Origin of the sequence: Brenneria sp. g21c3 (assembly GCF_040240345.1) — a bacterium.
In the GTDB taxonomy this organism is placed as follows: Bacteria; Pseudomonadota; Gammaproteobacteria; order Enterobacterales; family Enterobacteriaceae; genus Brenneria.
Genome location: NZ_JBEIAB010000008.1, coordinates 126222 through 140174 on the forward strand (window position 1 = coordinate 126222; position 13953 = coordinate 140174).

At 53.8% G+C, this 13953-nt stretch carries 13 protein-coding genes; 7 read left to right on the forward strand and 6 right to left on the reverse strand.

Features of this window, described 5'->3' with window-relative positions; all coding sequences use genetic code 11:
• From ABRZ28_RS14025 to ABRZ28_RS14040, 4 genes are read right to left on the reverse strand one after another with little or no spacing between them, the layout of a single operon-like run.
• Positions 1 to 366, reverse strand: a complete 366-nt coding sequence (locus ABRZ28_RS14025; RefSeq protein ID WP_319605008.1) for a tautomerase family protein — start codon at positions 364 to 366, stop codon at positions 1 to 3.
• Between the two features lie 22 nt (positions 367 to 388).
• The gene (locus ABRZ28_RS14030; protein WP_330520581.1) at positions 389 to 1216 is read right to left on the reverse strand and encodes a MetQ/NlpA family ABC transporter substrate-binding protein; all 828 of its coding nucleotides are present in this window, start codon (positions 1214 to 1216) and stop codon (positions 389 to 391) included.
• A gap of 25 nt (positions 1217 to 1241) precedes the next feature.
• Positions 1242 to 1904, reverse strand: a complete 663-nt coding sequence (locus ABRZ28_RS14035) for a methionine ABC transporter permease (RefSeq protein WP_319605010.1) — start codon at positions 1902 to 1904, stop codon at positions 1242 to 1244.
• Positions 1904 to 2857 carry a methionine ABC transporter ATP-binding protein gene (locus tag ABRZ28_RS14040; RefSeq protein WP_330520582.1) on the reverse strand — a complete coding sequence of 318 codons (954 nt, stop codon included), beginning with the start codon at positions 2855 to 2857 and terminating at the stop codon, positions 1904 to 1906. The genes ABRZ28_RS14035 and ABRZ28_RS14040 overlap by 1 nt, the downstream gene beginning before the upstream one ends.
• 300 nt (positions 2858 to 3157) lie before the next feature.
• Between ABRZ28_RS14040 and ABRZ28_RS14045 the strand changes: the two genes are divergently transcribed.
• Entirely contained in the window at positions 3158 to 4204 is a 1047-nt protein-coding gene (locus tag ABRZ28_RS14045; RefSeq protein ID WP_330520583.1) for a LacI family DNA-binding transcriptional regulator, read from the forward strand.
• Between the two features lie 17 nt (positions 4205 to 4221).
• Here ABRZ28_RS14045 and ABRZ28_RS14050 read toward each other — a convergent pair whose 3' ends face one another.
• On the reverse strand, positions 4222 to 5421 hold the full coding sequence (locus ABRZ28_RS14050; protein ID WP_330520584.1) for an MFS transporter: 1200 nt from the start codon (positions 5419 to 5421) through the stop codon (positions 4222 to 4224).
• A 596-nt stretch (positions 5422 to 6017) separates the two neighbouring features.
• On the opposite strand from ABRZ28_RS14050, the gene yidA reads away from it, so the two are divergent.
• The 4 genes from yidA to ABRZ28_RS14070 all read left to right on the forward strand — a co-directional run bounded on the left by yidA (position 6018) and on the right by ABRZ28_RS14070 (position 10310).
• Positions 6018 to 6833: a sugar-phosphatase gene (gene yidA, locus ABRZ28_RS14055; RefSeq protein ID WP_319605014.1), complete on the forward strand. Its 816-nt coding sequence runs from the start codon at positions 6018 to 6020 to the stop codon at positions 6831 to 6833.
• Positions 6834 to 6977: 144 nt separating this feature from the next.
• Positions 6978 to 7727, forward strand: a complete 750-nt coding sequence (locus ABRZ28_RS14060) for a class I SAM-dependent DNA methyltransferase (protein ID WP_319605015.1) — start codon at positions 6978 to 6980, stop codon at positions 7725 to 7727.
• Positions 7728 to 8058: 331 nt separating this feature from the next.
• On the forward strand, positions 8059 to 9399 hold the full coding sequence (locus ABRZ28_RS14065; RefSeq protein ID WP_330520585.1) for a cytochrome P450: 1341 nt from the start codon (positions 8059 to 8061) through the stop codon (positions 9397 to 9399).
• Positions 9400 to 9401: 2 nt separating this feature from the next.
• Positions 9402 to 10310, forward strand: a complete 909-nt coding sequence (locus tag ABRZ28_RS14070; RefSeq protein WP_330520586.1) for a sulfotransferase domain-containing protein — start codon at positions 9402 to 9404, stop codon at positions 10308 to 10310.
• Positions 10311 to 10432: 122 nt separating this feature from the next.
• On the opposite strand, the gene ABRZ28_RS14075 is transcribed toward ABRZ28_RS14070, so the two are convergent.
• Positions 10433 to 11323, reverse strand: a complete 891-nt coding sequence (locus ABRZ28_RS14075; protein ID WP_330520587.1) for a LysR family transcriptional regulator — start codon at positions 11321 to 11323, stop codon at positions 10433 to 10435.
• 141 nt (positions 11324 to 11464) lie between these two features.
• Between ABRZ28_RS14075 and ABRZ28_RS14080 the strand changes: the two genes are divergently transcribed.
• Both ABRZ28_RS14080 and ABRZ28_RS14085 read left to right on the forward strand, forming a co-directional pair.
• Positions 11465 to 13015: an ABC transporter substrate-binding protein gene (locus tag ABRZ28_RS14080; protein WP_330520588.1), complete on the forward strand. Its 1551-nt coding sequence runs from the start codon at positions 11465 to 11467 to the stop codon at positions 13013 to 13015.
• Between the two features lie 18 nt (positions 13016 to 13033).
• Positions 13034 to 13918 (forward strand): dihydrodipicolinate synthase family protein, encoded by an 885-nt coding sequence (locus tag ABRZ28_RS14085; RefSeq protein WP_330520589.1) that lies wholly within the window; start codon positions 13034 to 13036, stop codon positions 13916 to 13918.
• Positions 13919 to 13953: the final 35 nt, after the last annotated feature.

A 13953-nucleotide genomic window follows, 5' to 3' on the forward strand; every position in this document is an offset into this window, starting at 1 on the left:
TCACCCCTGGTTCTGGTCCAGCCGCAGCTTGCCGCCGACGCCCACGTTTTCATCGGCATGCTCTTTGATGATCACGATGGTCTTGACCTTAACGCCCGTCAAAATACGTTCGGCCGCCAGTTGGATATTGCCGACCAGCGCTCTCTTGGTTTCAAGCGGCTTACCGGGCGCGGTATAGACAAAGAAAGTGATCTCTTCGTCCTCTTTGGGCGTACTGTTTGTGCGCGGCAGTTCATGCAGCAAGATGGTTTTGAATGCCGGCGGCAGCCGGAACGATGAGGTGACGGCCTGACCGATTTCGTCAATAAACCGTTGCTTGTCGCTCTCGCTGAAGGGCGTGCTGGCGTATACGATTACCGTTGCCATAATGAAATCTCCTTAATACTGATTACAGGTTGTAGGGTTTTTTGACGCCGTGATAAGTCTTCAGCAGCCATTCCGCATATTCTTTGGAGGAGAGCACTTCAACCACGCTATCCAGCCAGGGTTTGTTCTTTTCCGCCGACCCTTCGGGAATGGCCAGCAGCACGCCGCCGTACTGCTTGTACACGTCCGGCGTTTCCTCAAACAGCGCCGTTTCGATGGTGACGTCGGGATCGGCCATCTGGTATACGGTGATGGACGGCGCCGTCATCGCATCCAGATCGGCGAACGCGCCTACCCGGCTGCGCGGGTCGATCTCGATGAATTTAAGATTTTTGGGGTTTTCGGTGATATCCAGCAGCGTCGGCAGTTCGACGCCGGGGCGTAGCTTGATCAAGCCGTTGGCCGCCAGCAGCTCCAGTTCGCGGGCGCGGTTGGCGGAGTCGTTGGCGATGCCGATTTTGGCGCCGTCGGGAAACGCGTTGACGTCTTTATGCTTTTTGGACACAAAAACGACGGGCGTGGTGTAGATATTGGGGCCGTAGGCGACCAGCCGGGTGCCGTTGCTTTGATTAAAGCTGTTCAAATACTTTTCATTTTGGAAATAGTTGGCGTCGATGCTGCCGTCCGCGGTGGCGTGGTTCAGCGCGATATTGTCATTGAACACCTGCACCCTGATGTCATACCCCGCGGGTTTCAGTTTCTGCGCGACGTAGTCGATATCGGGTTGTTCGCGGGCGATGACGCCGATGACGATTTTTTGCGGTTTCCCGGCGTGTTGCGGCTGGCTGGCGAAGACCGGCGAGGTGAGCGCGGAAGCCAGGGAGAGGACGAGCAAAAGCGTTTTTTTCATATCTGCATACCTCGTTTTCAGGTGATTACTTGAGTTTTCGATAGAGAAGATTGCCGCTGAACTGAATGAACTGGACGATGACGATCAGGATAATCACCGTGCTGTACATAATGGTGTCGTTGAAGTTCTGATAGCCGTAGGTCAACGCCACCGCGCCAAGCCCGCCGGCGCCGACCGTACCGGCCATCGCCGTGAAGCCGAGCAGCGAAACGTATCCCAGGGTCAGATGAGAGACCACCGAGGGGATCGACTCGCTGACAATGACGTGAAAGGTGATCTGCCCGTCGGATGCGCCGAACGATTTGGCCGCCTCTATCAGGCTGGGATTGACCTCTTTGAAACAGCCTTCCAGCAGCCGGGCGAGCAGCGGGGAGCCGACGATGGTGATGGAGAAAATCGCCGCCGTGGTGCCGATGGTGGTCCCCACCATAAATCGCGTCAGCGGGATGAGGGTAATGATCAGAATGATGAAGGGTACCGAACGCAGTACGTTGATGATGGCGCTGATGGTTTCATAAGCCGCCCGGTTGGGCCGCAATCCTTTAACGTCGGTGGTGACCAGAATGAGCGCCAGCACAAAACCGAAAAAGGTGCAGCTCACCACCGTGCCGCCGAGCATGATCAGCGTATCCAGCAAACCGGGAAGAATGATGCGATCGAGTATGGTTTGAAAATCATATTGATACATTACAGGCTTCTCCATTCTGCGCCGATCGCATCCAGATAGGTCTGGGCGTTGGCGAAGTCTCGCCTGTCCATCGCGACCGTGAATGTTCCGGCAATATTGTCGGCATAGCGATCCAGGCCGCCCCACAGGACTTCAAACCGAATGCCGGTCGCCAGGGCGAAGTCGGCCAACAGGCCGGTTCGGTCCGGACGCTGGACGATTTCAATCAGCGCTTTGTTGTGATCGGCGTCCAATGCGCGTATGCCGAGCAGCTCATCCAGCGCCGCCGCGCGCTTAAGGAAAATATCCTGCACCGAGCCGGAGGCCTTCAGTTCCCCTTTGCTCAAAATGGAAATGTTGTTGCAGATTTGCTTCACCACTTCCATCTGGTGGGTGACGACGATGATGGTGATACCCAGCTCCTGGTTGATTTTTTTCAACAGCGCCAGGATTGACTTGGTGATGTTAGGGTCGAGCGCGCTGGTGGCTTCGTCGCACAGCAGGATGTCGGGGTTCATCGCCAGCGCTCTGGCGATGGCGACGCGCTGTTTCTGCCCGCCGGAAAGCTGGTCGGGGCGGGCGTGAGTCTTATCGGTCAGCTCCACCAGTTGCAGCAACTCATGAACGCGCGCATCGGCGTCCGCTTTTTTATAGTGGAAGCACTTCATGGGAAACAGGATATTTTCATAAACCGTTTTTCGTTCCAGCAGGGAAAATTGCTGAAAAATCATTCCAATGCCGCTGCGAAATTTGCGCAGCTCGCCGCCGCGCAATTGGCTGATATCGGTTCCGTTCACCAGCAGCGTACCGCGCTCGAAACTTTCCAATCCATTAACGCAGCGCAGTAACGTCGATTTTCCGGCGCCGCTGGCGCCAACCAGGCCGTAAATGTCCCCATCGGCGATAGTGACGTTGATGCCGCAAAGAACGGGCTTGTCCTGGTAAGACTTATACAGATTCCTGATTTCAATCATGGCAAGCCTTTCTTGTTAACCTAATGAAAAAAATGATTTTTTTAGCAGCCGGAAATTTATGTTATAAACTTTACGCAAAAATTATATCGATCTAATTTTTGCGGAAAAAAATGTCGCTTCTCTCCGCGACCAGAAAATAATAAATTCAGCGATGCATTTAGCGTGTTTATTATTAGCAGGATATTATATTGTCGATAATGTTATTAATAGGGCTTTTCTTATGCGATTTATTCATTAACTAATGATAAATATTCAGTTTAACCGGCAGGTTCCAATGAAAACGAAGGGAGATAAGGTGACATGGCTGCGCGCGGCAATCGGGTGACGCTTCAGGATGTGGCGAATGATGCGGGAGTTTCCAGAGCGACGGCGTCGCTGGTGGTTCGGGGAAGCAACGCCATCAAGCCCAGCACGCACAAAAAAGTCATGGAGTCGATCGCCAGGCTTGGCTATGTGTACGACAGGATGGCGGCCAGTTTTCGTCGGCAAAGTTCTTCCTCGCTGGGCATTATCATTACCGATATAGAAAATCCCTTTTATCATCAAATGATAACCAAACTCGGCGATATGCTTTACGAACGGCAGCACACTTTTCTGCTGGGCATCTCTTCCGAGTCTCTGGAGAAACAGACCCGCGTACTGGAAACCATGCTGGAGAACCGCGTGTGCGGTATTTTCCTGACGCCGGTGCTCGGCACGCCGCCTTCCCTGTTCGATAAACTGCGTACGCTGCGCATACCGGCGCTGCTTATCGGCCGGGAGGTGGAGGGGATCGAAACCGATTATGTCGGCACGGACTATCGCCTCGGTTCGCAACTGGCGATACGTCATCTGGCGGAACAGGGACATCGGCGGATTGCCTATATCGGCGGAACGCCGCCTGGCAATACGGCTTACCGGGAGCGTCTGCAAGGCTACTGTAGCGCGATGCGCGAGCTGGGACTAGACGTTGATCCGCAGCTGATCATCCCGTCGCCGCTGAATCGCGAAGGCGGTATTCAGGCAATCCGCAAGGCGCTGGAGCTGGAGCGGCCTCCCACGGCCTGTTTCTGCCATAACGACGTTATCGCGCTGGGCGTGACCATCGGCCTGCGGCTTATGGGGCGAATTCCCGGCGAGCATATGGCGATTGTCGGTTTTGACAACGTGCGCGAGACGGAAACGGCGGAGCCGGGGCTGACGACGGTTTCGGTGTCGCACGATCGCTGGGGCGTGGCGGCCGCCGGACAAATGATGCGCAGAATCGAAAACCTGCACGGCGAGCCGGTGAAAATCATCATTCCCCCCGAACTTATCGTCAGAAAATCGTCCCTGAGCTTTACCGGGCTGCCGGAGATGAAAGTCTGATACCGGTCAGACGAGGGTTATGCCGCCGAGATAGCCCGCTGCTTGCCGCTGCGCAGTTCCTGTCGCAGAGTGATCAGCGCGGTGATCAGCATAAAAATCACCGCCGACCAGAAAATGGCCTGCGGATGGCCGTGGTCCAGTAACCAACCGAACAGCACCGGGCCTGCCGCGCCGCCGATATTAAAGCCGGTGGAGACAATGCCGAACACGCGCCCTTCGGCGCCGGCGGGAGAGGCCGCCCGCACCAGCATGTCGCGCGAAGGCGCAATCATGCCGGACAGAAAGCCGGCGGCTGCCAGCAGTGGAATCAATACCGCAACCGGCAGCGGGTAGAGGGCGACCAGGGTGATTAATCCCGCGGTTATCGCTAATGCCGCGGTCGCCACCAGCCCATGACGCCGGGTCTTGTCCGCCAGCGCGCCGCCTGCCAGTACGCCGAAGGCGCTGGAAAACAGAAAGGATGTCAGCACGATATTGGCCTGCGACAACGGCAGGTCATAACCCGTCACAAACGCCGTCACCGAAAAGTTTTGGATCGACGAGGTACTCAGGTTCAGCAGCAGGAATAGCGCCAACAGCGCCATGATGGGCAGGGTAAAAACCGCGACGCGGCGTTGTTTGCCTGATTGCGCGCCGGCCTGTGCGCCGGTGTGACGCGGGAGCGGTTGGTCGCGCCCGGTTAACAGCAGGGGAACCGTCAGCAGCCCGAGCGCGCCGGCCACGATAAATGCGCTGTCGGTCCCCGCGAAAGCGGCGACCGCCAGCAAGATCCCAGGGGCGATGGCGGTACCGAAGAAGCCGGAGAAGGTATGAATCGAGAACGCCCGTCCCATGCGTTTTTCATCGATTCCACGCGACAACAGCGCGTAATCGGCGGGATGATAGACCGCATTCGCCACCCCGGCCAGCGCCATCGCCGCCACCAGCCAGACGTAGCTGCTTGAAAAGCTCAGGGACAAAAAGCACAGACTGCCGAGCGTCAGTCCGGCGGTCAGGGTGCGGCGGGCGCCAATGCGGTCAACCATAAAACCGATGGGCGTTTGTACGCAGGCGGAGACAATGTTGAACACGCTTAGCGCGAAACCCAGTTCGACGAAGCTGATATCCCGCTGTTCGGAGAGCAGCGGGATAAGGGCGGGCAGCACCATCATGTGAAAATGGCTCATCAGGTGGGCAACGGAAATTTGAGCCAGCAGGGGCAGCTTGATTCGTTTCATTGTTTGTCGTCAGCAGGCGGTGGTGGATTGACGAGTCTGTCTTCTCGTGAAAGGCTTGCGCAGCAAGCAGGCGTCGTTCCTGAGGCAGCTCAGGCATAAGAGTACCATAATGTTCATATTATTAGCGTTCAATCTTTTTATCGCCGCCGGTTATCCCTGCCGGCGGATGATTGCAACGGGATAGAGGCCGGCAGCGATCGCCGGCCTGCGTTGACGCGGGATCAGGCGAGTCTGAACACCTGGACGTTCTGCGCCAGCGCACGGGCGGCGCAGACCGCTTTTATGGAATGAGAAAGCAAATATATTTCAAGGTACGGTAAATCACGCCGCATTCGGGCGTCCTCCCATTCCTCTGCATAATTTTCCCCCCGAATCAAAAGCAAAAAAACCAAGAATAAGTCGAAGGACAGAATGCATAGGGTCTTTAAAGATTGCCTGCTTTGTGGATAAGGGACAGCGGGTAAGGGCGAAGCCGCTCAGGCGGCGGTTAATGGCTTTGCCGGTGTTGCCCAATAGGCTTCAGCACGTTGCATTTCACGGGCTTTCATAGCTGAATCGCGTTAGCATAAAAGCAGTCATCTGCTGCTGGAAAAACTATGTCTATTAAACTAATCGCTATTGATATGGATGGGACGCTGCTGACGCCCCAGAACCAAATTTCGCCTGCGGTAAAATCCGCTATTGCCGCCGCCCGGGCAAAAGGCGTCCAGGTGGTGTTGGCTACCGGCCGCCCGTTTATTGGCGTGGCCCCTTACCTGGCCGAGCTGGATTTACGGCAGGAGGGGTGTTACTGCATCACGAACAACGGCGCGCTGGTGCAACGCGCCGCCGACGGCGAGTGCGTGGCGCAAACCACGCTCAGCTTTGACGACTATCTCTACTTCGAGGCGCTGGCGCGCAAGCTCAACGTGCATTTCCACGCGTTGGACTTCAATTTCGTCTATACCGCCAATAAGGATATCAGCGCCTATACCGTTCATGAGTCGAACCTGACCGGCATGCCGTTGAAGTATCGCGCGGTGGAAGAGATGGATCGCAACCTGAGGTTTCCGAAGTTGATGATGATCGATGAGCCGCCGGTGCTGGATCGGGCGATCGCCCAGATCCCCCCGGAAGCGTTCGAGCATTACACCCTGATGAAGAGCGCCGAGTTTTATCTGGAAATTCTGGATAAGCGGGTCAACAAAGGCGAGGGCGTAAAAATGCTGGCCGAACATCTGCATATTCCCCGTGAAAGCATCATGACGATGGGCGATCAGGAAAACGATCTGGCGATGATTAACTATGCCGGGACCGGCGTCGCGATGGGTAATGCCATTGATAAAGTGAAAGAGGCCAGCCAGTTCATCACCAAAACCAACGCGGAGGATGGCGTGGCTTACGCGATTGAGAAGTTTGTTCTCAACGCCTGAGCCTCTTCTTATTCGAACCGACCAGGTAAAGTAGGATGGTGTGCATCCGGTGGCTGCGCCGATATCCAGCATATTATGCCGAGAGAATCTCGGCGCGGAATAGCGGTCACTGCGTTTTAAACCATAAAGACTAAGGCGGCCTTCATGCAAGATAGCGCGAAAACCCGTTACGATTCGTTTGCCGAGTTCTATGATTCCTGGCACGACCGGTGGCCAGCCAATGCTAAAGCGTATTGCGTCGACACGCTCGCAGAATTGGCTAACGACCAGCCAGTGCTTGAACTGGGCGTTGGCACCGGCAGAATCGCCTTACCTTTATCTCTGAAAGGGTTGCACGTTTCCGGCGTGGATAATTCGATCAAAATGCTCGATAAACTGCGCGCAAAACCAGGGGGCGATCGTATTTCCACCGTTTGCGCAAATTTTGCCGATGTTCCTGTCGACGGACCGTTCGGCCTGATTTACGTGGTGCTGTCATTTGGCTACTTACTTACCCAAGAAGAGCAACTGGGCTGTTTTATCAATGCGAGCAAGAAGTTAACCGAGGATGGCTCGTTCGTCATTCAAACGGTGATACCGAAAAGCTCAATATTTAACGGCGCAGGCAGTATTGACGATCTGTTTGACGTTCCGTCGACGGACGATGCCGAGACTGTGATGTTGCTTGGTTCAAAAACCAACCTGGAGCGGCAGGTCATCGACCAGCGAGTTATCGTACTGAACGAAACGGGAACACAGGTATATTCCCATAAACTTAGGTATGTATGGCCGTCTGAATTGGATCTGATGGCTCGGATCGCCGGGCTGAAACTGCACGCACGCTGGAGCAACTGGCGCCGGGAACCGTTTACCTCGCAAAGCCCGAGTCAAATCTCCGTTTATAAGCACGGGTGACCCGATGTCGCTATGGGCGGCAACTAGGTTGATTTCTGCTATTGGGGTTGATCGGGAAACGATGATTTGATAGCTTAAATTTTGTGCCGAATATGGACACAAAGTAGCCGACTTAATTTAACGAAAGGAGATTATAATGAAGGGAATAATTTGTGCGTTGGCAAATTTTTCACGCGTTATTCGTGGTCAGAAGTTAGGTTACATCTATACGTATTAACGGTTTACTCATCATATAAGGGGAGTTTTGACTCCCCTTTATTTTATCAGAAGGAAGAGAAGCATCCTATTCCGGAGGAATAACCGCCGGATTATTAAAGGAGAACGATGAGTTATGGATAACGGCAACAATGTCCCTCCCGGGCCGAGAGGCAAATTTTTTACCGGTAACCTGGCTGTTTTTTCCAACAATCCGTTGGATTTCCTGTTGATGTGTTCACGCGAGTACGGGGATGTCGTTCGTATCGCCAAGTTTACCTATCTGGTTAACCACCCGGAACTTATCGAGCAGGTCTTTCACGACAAAAACGGGCTATTCGAGAAAGTCGTCCCAGGCGTCGAGCGAAAAAATCATTCTGCTTTCCCCGATGCGGTAATGAACAGTTCCGGGGCCGACTGGCAAATCAAGCGGCGTAAGCTGCAACCGGCCTTTCATAAGACGCTGATCCGTGAAAATATAGCGCAGACCGCATCCATCGCCACTCGATTTCTCCACGCCTGGCGCCGTAACCCTTCTGTACGCGATATCCGCCAAGAGATGGCGCAATTGTCTATGGAAGTCGGTAGCCGGTTCCTTTTCGGGATGGCGGTCAATAATGATGAAATGCGGCAAATAGCGCACATGGTGGAAGTCGTGATGGCGCTGACGCGCAACCAAATTCGCTTCCCGCTTTTTATTCCCACGAGAAATAACCTTCGTTTGCGTCAGGCGCGCCGCGACCTGGATCAGGTAATGAGCCGTATTATCGAACGATATCGATGCACGATAACCAGTCAGACTTGCCTGCTGGGCATGCTGCTGGAGGAAGATGAAAGCGGGAATTCAGCATGGATACGTGACGAATTGGCCACCATGATCATGTCTGGTCTTGAACCAATGGCGGATGCGTTAACCTGGACATGCTATCTGTTGGCTCTTCACCCCGAGGTTAGCCAAAAATTATTTGACGAAGCCGAGGCCGTTATCGGCGGGCAGGGCGGCATATCGGCCGATAATATTTTAACGCTGCGGTATACGGAAGCGGCGGTTAAAGAAGCGTTGCGCTTATATCCGCCAGCATGGATGACCGGGCGAACCGTGGTTCGCGATTGTACTTTCGGCGGCTATCAGGCTTCGGCCGGTGTGACTCTGACTGTCAGTCAGTGGGTTACGCACCGTGATCCGCGTTATTTCGCGCGTCCTGATGAGTACTGTCCCGAACGGTGGCTGACGGACAATTTTGCCGCGACGTTACCCAAATACGCGTACTTTCCATTTGGCGGCGGCGCGCGTAAATGTATCGGCAATTACCTGACGATGACGCAAATGATCACGATCGTCGCATCGATTGTTCACGGATTCGATATACGGTTAACGTCGGACACAACGGTTCAACCCTATCCGGCCTTGGTATTACGCCCTTTGGGGGTACGAATGTCGGTAGCGCCGAGAATGTCATCAGTCAAAAGGAGCTGAACATGAATGAGATCCGTTTTCCCGTTAAAACGGGGGAATACGAAAACCGTTTTTTCGATTCGACGATATGGAATGATTTTGTGTATCGTGATGACGATGTCGTCATTGCGAGTTATGCCAAGGCGGGTACAACGCTCGTGCAGCAAATTGTCGCTCAACTTATTTTCAACGGAAAGGAAGACGTCGAAATATCGAAGATATCCCCCTGGCTTGATTCCGTTTATCCCGATAAGGCAACCAAGTTAAACCTGGTTGAATCCCAAACCCACCGTCGTTTTCTAAAAACGCACCTGCCGGTGGGGTCGCTCGTATTTTCCCCGCGGGCAAAGTACATTTACATATGTCGTGATGGTCGCGATATCGTCTGGAGCCTCTATGATCATCAGTCAGCCCTTAGGCAAGAAACGCAGACAGAGCTGAACGCCAACGGGGAGAAGCCAGGACGCCTGAGGGTGATGGCTCCGCCCCAGGCATTGATCGTCGATTATTTTACCGACTGGCTTAATCAGGACGGCCACCCGTTCTGGCCGTTTTGGGAGGGCATTCGTTCGTGGTGGTCAATACGCCATTTGCCGAATGTGCTCATCGTTCATTTTGCGAATCTGATTGAGGATATGCCCGGTGAAATTCGACGGATCGCGAAGTTTCTCGATACACCCATTGATGAATCGCAGTGGGAAGCGATAATACGCCATTGCAGTTTCGATTATATGAAAACGCATGCCGCCAGATACGTTCCTCTGGGTACGGGTCTATGGAAGGAAGGGGGCAAGGCCTTTTTCAGTAAAGGGAAAAACGCGCGTTGGCAGGACGTTCTCCCGACTGAACTCAGTGAGCAATACCAACGGCGGGCAGTGAAAGAACTGGGCGAAGATTGCGCCCGCTGGCTGGCAACGGGAAAATCGCGCTAGAAAAAAAACTCTCCCGACGCCACAACGTATGGTTATTTCCAGTCGGTATATTTCGTCATTCATTATTCAATAATAGCAATTATAAATAATTAAGATGAATATAAGTAGCGTCCTAATTTATTTTAACGTAAACAGTCCGCTATTTTTTCTTTCATCACCTCGGTAACGTGATTGACTAACCGGCTTCTGGGAATTTGCGGCGGATAAACCGCGCAGTACGCCATTTTTATATTGGGATGAAAAGGTTTAACAATAACCGGCGAGGAACTATTCAATGCTGAAATAAAGTCCACGACGCCGATACCGATATTCTTTGCCGCCAGCGCGCAGCTGTTGGCCATCGAGGTTTCAATCGGATTATGCAAATAGCCGATTTCGTTTCTGATCGACATATCGATTTGCGCCCGTAACGGCGTGGTTCTGCCCGGCAGAATGGCGCGGTAACGGGTTAAGTCGGCAATGGTAATCTGCTTCGCTTTCGCCAGAGGATGCGCCATCGACAGTACGGCTACGGCGCTGGCTTCACCTAGCGCTTCGGCCTCCAGACCTTTGTTGCCCATCTGTCCAAAGATAAAGCCTACGTCGTAGTGGTTAGCCGTAATGGCCTCGGTGATGTGGCTTGTACTTTCTATATCTAAAAACAAAGAGATATCCGCATATTCCTTGATTAAGGCGGGGAGCATGTCTTCCGAACAGAGCTGCGATAACGCCTGGACCGAGGCAATACGCAGCACGCTGCCTTTGGCGTGACGGATTTCATCGGCAATAAGGGCGATGTGATCCAACCCCAGATAAAGGCGATTTACTTCCCGGTATAGCTTCATCGCTTCGGCGCGGGGAATAAGGCCCCGCCCGTCCCGGTCGAACAGTTTCAGGTGCAGGGCGTCTTCAAAATCCCGAATTAGCCGGCTTACCGCTGGTTGGGTAATGTGCATCATGTTGGCGGCAGCCGTGATCCCGCCGGTAAGAATGACTTTGTGAAAAGCTTCAACCTGACGGGGATTGATACGCATATTGTCCACTCCGAAACATAATATTTGGTTATCAATTCAACACAAAATGTAATTTTTATTTGTTTAGTCTAACGCATAGACTCCAGAAATATAATATTTTATCTACGACATATATCTGCCATGGAATAGCGGGGGTGGTGAATGAAACAAGCAACAAAGGTATTATTTTTCGCGTTTTTATTTTCAACTTCACCTTTGGTTTTTAGCGCCGATTTGAATATTGGTTTGGCGACATCCACCACGTCAATGGATCCTCAGTTTTATGTAGGCGGACAAAATAGCGCAATGGCGCGTAATATTTTTGACGGTTTAGTTTCTCAGGATGAAAAGCAACAAATTTCTCCTGCTTTGGCCGTATCGTGGAAGATTATTGACGATAAAACCTGGGAGTTTTCATTACGGCCAGGCGTGAAGTTTCATGACGGCAGTGATTTTACCGCTAATGATGTCATTGCCAGTATCAAACGCGTCGCGCTGGCATCAAAAAACAGCCCGAGCTCTTACGCGCCTTACGTCAACGACATTGCCGATGTCGAGGCGATCGACCCGTTAACGGTGCGCATCACCACCAAAGCGCCCGCCCCCTTGCTGTTGAATAACTTAAGCCGGGTTTCTATTTTGCCAGCCCGTGTTGAAACGGTGCCGACGGAAACGCTGAACGCCGGGAAAGACGTGATTGGAACCGGACCTTTCAAATTTGTTTCCTGGGTGCCTGATGACCGGGTGGTTCTGGCGCGTAACGACGATTACTGGGGAGGAAAAGCCGAATGGGACAAGGTTACCGTTCGCGTATTTAAAAACAGCAGCGCCCGCGTAGCCGCTCTTTTATCCGGCGATGTGGACATGATCGAAAGCGTTCCTACGGCCGACAGCCGTAATATTCTAAAAAATAGCCAGTTACATACGATTTCAACACCAGGGAACCGTATTATTTATCTGCATATGGACCAACAACGCGACGTATCGCCGTTCGCCAAAGGTCCTGATGGCAAAAATCCATTATTAAAAAAAGAAGTCCGCCAGGCGATGTCTTTAGCGCTTAATCGTCAGGCTATCGTCGACCGTGTTATGGACGGACAGGCCACCCCGGCTTCCCAGTTGGTGCCTAAAGGGTATTTCGGCTATTCCGCTTCCATTCCGGCGCCGGTTTACAACCCGGATAAAGCCAGGCAGCAATTGGCGGCGGCGGGTTATCCCGACGGCTTTACGCTGACGTTCCATGCTTCAAACGATCGTTATCCCAATGACGCGAAAATCGCGCAGGCCATCGGTCAGATGTTTACCCGCATCGGCATAAAAACCGACGTTGTGACGATGCCGGGCAGTGTGTACTTTTCGCGCGCGGCCCGCCTTGAGTTCAGTTTGATCATGGGCGGCGCCGCCATCGAAACCGGGGAAGCGTCCGGCGTGCTGGGGCCGTTGCTGGAGACCTTCGGTCCCAATGGCGGGCAGGGCAACCGCGGTCGTTATTCCAATCCCGCATTCGATAAAGCGCTGCTGGAAGCTCGCACGACCTTGGATAGCGCGCGGCGGGAAGCGCTCTTGGCTGAGGCGATGAATATCGGTATGAACGATCAGGGCGTGATTCCGGTGATGTTCCTGTCCAACACCTGGGCGATGAAAAAGCAGTACACCTACGTGGGTCGCTCCGACGCCTACACGCTGCCCTATTTTGTTCGCTCCGTTCACTAACGGCTAAAGAGGATCGGCATGAGCGCATTCAGCGGCGTTTTTCCCTATCTGGTATCGCCGGTCAAGCCCGACGGTCAGGTTGACCGGGCGGTATTGACCCGGCTGACGGAACATCTTATCGGCTGCGGCGTTCACGGCCTGGTGCCGCTGGGCAGCACCGGCGAGTTCGCCTATCTTTCCGCCGCGCAGCGGGAAGAGGTGGTCAGAACGGTGATCGACGCCGCCCGCGGCCGCGTGCCGGTGATCGCCGGCGTCGCTTCGACGACGATTCGGGACGCGCAAGAACAGACCCGGCGCTATTGCGAGCTGGGCGCCGACGGCATTCTCGCGGTACTGGAAGCCTATTTTCCGCTCCAGGACAGCGGCGTGGAAAGTTACTTCCGCGCCGTTGCGGACGCGGCGCACAACAAACCGGTGGTGCTCTACACCAATCCCCAGTTTCAGCGCTCCGATCTTAGCCTGCCGGTGATTGAACGGCTGAGCCATGTCGATAACATCCGCTATATCAAAGACGCTTCCACCAATACCGGACGTTTACTGTCCATCATTGAACGTACCCGCGGCCGGATGGAGGTTTTCTCCGCCTCTGCTCATATTCCCGCCTGCGTGATGCTGATTGGCGGCGTCGGCTGGATGGCCGGCCCGGCCTGTATTGTTCCCAAACAGAGCATCGCCCTGTACGAGGCCGCCCGCTCGGGCGACTGGGTAACGGCGATGGCTCTCCAGCGTCCGTTGTGGCGCATCAATGAAATCTTCGCCCGGTATTCCATTGCCGGCTGTATTAAAGCGGCGCTGCAATTGCAGGGATTCGATGTGGGCGATCCGTTGCCGCCGCAGACGGCGCTGGACGAGCGGGCGCGCCGGGAGATCGCCGACGTTCTGGCCTCCGTCGATGCTTTATAATGCGTAATGAAGTCTGAAAAAGAGAAAGAGCGCCG

What these genes read in the sequence shown, in the direction of transcription:
- ABRZ28_RS14025 (WP_319605008.1), bottom strand. Translation starts at nt 366, where the DNA reads ATGGCAACGGTAATCGTATACGCCAGCACGCCCTTCAGCGAGAGCGAC.
- ABRZ28_RS14030 (WP_330520581.1), bottom strand. Translation starts at nt 1,216, where the DNA reads ATGAAAAAAACGCTTTTGCTCGTCCTCTCCCTGGCTTCCGCGCTCACC.
- ABRZ28_RS14035 (WP_319605010.1), bottom strand. Translation starts at nt 1,904, where the DNA reads ATGTATCAATATGATTTTCAAACCATACTCGATCGCATCATTCTTCCC.
- ABRZ28_RS14040 (WP_330520582.1), bottom strand. Translation starts at nt 2,857, where the DNA reads ATGATTGAAATCAGGAATCTGTATAAGTCTTACCAGGACAAGCCCGTT.
- ABRZ28_RS14045 (WP_330520583.1), top strand. Translation starts at nt 3,158, where the DNA reads ATGGCTGCGCGCGGCAATCGGGTGACGCTTCAGGATGTGGCGAATGAT.
- ABRZ28_RS14050 (WP_330520584.1), bottom strand. Translation starts at nt 5,421, where the DNA reads ATGAAACGAATCAAGCTGCCCCTGCTGGCTCAAATTTCCGTTGCCCAC.
- yidA (WP_319605014.1), top strand. Translation starts at nt 6,018, where the DNA reads ATGTCTATTAAACTAATCGCTATTGATATGGATGGGACGCTGCTGACG.
- ABRZ28_RS14060 (WP_319605015.1), top strand. Translation starts at nt 6,978, where the DNA reads ATGCAAGATAGCGCGAAAACCCGTTACGATTCGTTTGCCGAGTTCTAT.
- ABRZ28_RS14065 (WP_330520585.1), top strand. Translation starts at nt 8,059, where the DNA reads ATGGATAACGGCAACAATGTCCCTCCCGGGCCGAGAGGCAAATTTTTT.
- ABRZ28_RS14070 (WP_330520586.1), top strand. Translation starts at nt 9,402, where the DNA reads ATGAATGAGATCCGTTTTCCCGTTAAAACGGGGGAATACGAAAACCGT.
- ABRZ28_RS14075 (WP_330520587.1), bottom strand. Translation starts at nt 11,323, where the DNA reads ATGCGTATCAATCCCCGTCAGGTTGAAGCTTTTCACAAAGTCATTCTT.
- ABRZ28_RS14080 (WP_330520588.1), top strand. Translation starts at nt 11,465, where the DNA reads ATGAAACAAGCAACAAAGGTATTATTTTTCGCGTTTTTATTTTCAACT.
- ABRZ28_RS14085 (WP_330520589.1), top strand. Translation starts at nt 13,034, where the DNA reads ATGAGCGCATTCAGCGGCGTTTTTCCCTATCTGGTATCGCCGGTCAAG.